Genomic DNA, 1,520 nt, shown 5'->3' with positions numbered 1-1,520 from the left:
GCGGGTCTCCGCCCCTGGCGGTGCGCCGAGCCACCGGCACCTCGAAGAGAGCCACCTGCATCGCACGCGTCACGAACATCGCGAGCAGCAGGGCGCGGCTCGCCGTGTCGACCGGGATGCAAACGAGCGTGAGAGCCACGAGCACCCACGGGGCGAGGATCCCGCCCCAGCTCATCCAGAGGAACTGACGCCGGTCGTTCTGGTCGAACGGAAAGTTGAACATGAAGAAGTAGCCGATCGGCTTGTCGAAGGCCTGGGTCTTCGATCCGGCGAGGCGGGCTCCGAGGTAGTGTCCCCACTCGTGCCCGATGTTCGCGATCACGTGGGCCGCGAGTCCCGCGTTCACGATCGCGACGATCCAGGCGAGGCTCCACCCGGTCGTCGTCGACCAGGTGTCGGCCGCGCCCCACAGAGTGATCGCCGCCATGAGCGCGACGAGGTGGATCAGGCCGACGCTCTTCAGGTTCTTCGTGTCCGCGGCACGCTCGGCCGCGAGATCCGTCTCGGCTCGTTCGGACATCTCGCTCTCCTCAGAGCTTCTTCAGCAGCCGGTAGAGCTGCTCGAGCTCGCGCTCCGAAAGGCCGGTCGACATCTCGAGCAGCCTCTCGTCGGCCGAGACGTGGGCCGCCTCGCCGTCCTTCGTGATGGTGACGAACACCGTGCGCTGGTCCTCGGCGCTCCGCTCCTTCGTGACGAGTCGCATCTCGACGAGCTTGTTGAGCGTCCGGGAGACGTTGGGGCTGTCGTCGACGAGAAAGCTCCGGAGCTGGTTGACCGTGAGCCGCCCCTCCGGCGCCTTCGAGAGCACGTGGAGGATCTGAAGCTGCAGCACGGACAGCCGCTCTTCCCGAAGCAGGCGATCCATCCGAGCCTTCTGCTCCTGGGCGAGGCACGACAGGAGAGCCATGACCTTCTGCTCGGTCGTCAGGTCGGGAGACTCGGTGATAAGTGCCTTGTTGGCCACGGGCCCAAACTGGCGTCCTCGGAACTATATGTCAAGGAAGATAAATCCATGGTAGATAAAAAGGCAGAAGAGACGGCGCTCGGCCGCTACCGGATCTGCGATTTCACCGGCCAGCTTGCGGGTGCCGGCGCCACGAAGTGGCTCGCCGCCTTCGGCGCCGAGGTGATCCGGATCGAGGACCCCGTGCGAGAAGGCCGCTGGGACATTCTGCGAACGATGCCTCCGTTCGTCGACGACCGGCGCGGCGTCGACTTCGGCGGGGGGTTCCAGAACCACAACGTGGAGAAGAAGGGCATCACCCTCAATCTCCGAACCGACCGTGGCAAGGAGCTGCTGCGCGAGATCGTCAAACGGTCCGACGTCGTCAGCGAGAACTTCGCGGCGGGCGTGCTCGAGAAGCTGGGTTTCGGCTACGAGGCGCTGAAGGAGCTGAAGCCCGACATCATCTACGTGTCGAACTGCGGGTTCGGACACACCGGCCCCTACGCCTCCTTCAAGACCTGGGGTCCCATCGTCCAGGCCGTGAGCGGACTCACCCACACGTCGGGCCTCCCC

General features: G+C 65.4%; 2 protein-coding genes and 1 pseudogene. 1 reads left to right on the top strand and 2 read right to left on the bottom strand.

Annotated elements, in window-relative coordinates:
* Both LYNGBM3L_RS45065 and LYNGBM3L_RS13055 read right to left on the bottom strand, forming a co-directional pair.
* Nucleotides 1-520, bottom strand: a pseudogene (locus LYNGBM3L_RS45065) (hypothetical protein); the annotation flags it as partial.
* A 10-nt stretch (nt 521-530) separates the two neighbouring features.
* Nucleotides 531-965 (bottom strand): MarR family winged helix-turn-helix transcriptional regulator, encoded by a 435-nt coding sequence (locus LYNGBM3L_RS13055; protein ID WP_008183672.1) that lies wholly within the window; start codon nt 963-965, stop codon nt 531-533.
* Nucleotides 966-1,013: 48 nt separating this feature from the next.
* Between LYNGBM3L_RS13055 and LYNGBM3L_RS36405 the strand changes: the two genes are divergently transcribed.
* Nucleotides 1,014-1,520, top strand: a 507-nt coding sequence (locus tag LYNGBM3L_RS36405; RefSeq protein WP_008183670.1) for a CoA transferase, incomplete at its 3' end; no start/stop codon positions are given.

Origin of the sequence: Moorena producens 3L, assembly GCF_000211815.1 — a bacterium.
GTDB classification, from domain to species: Bacteria; Cyanobacteriota; Cyanobacteriia; order Cyanobacteriales; family Coleofasciculaceae; genus Moorena; species Moorena producens.
Note: the sequence above shows the minus strand (reverse complement) of the source record. Positions and strands in the feature narration are given on the sequence as shown.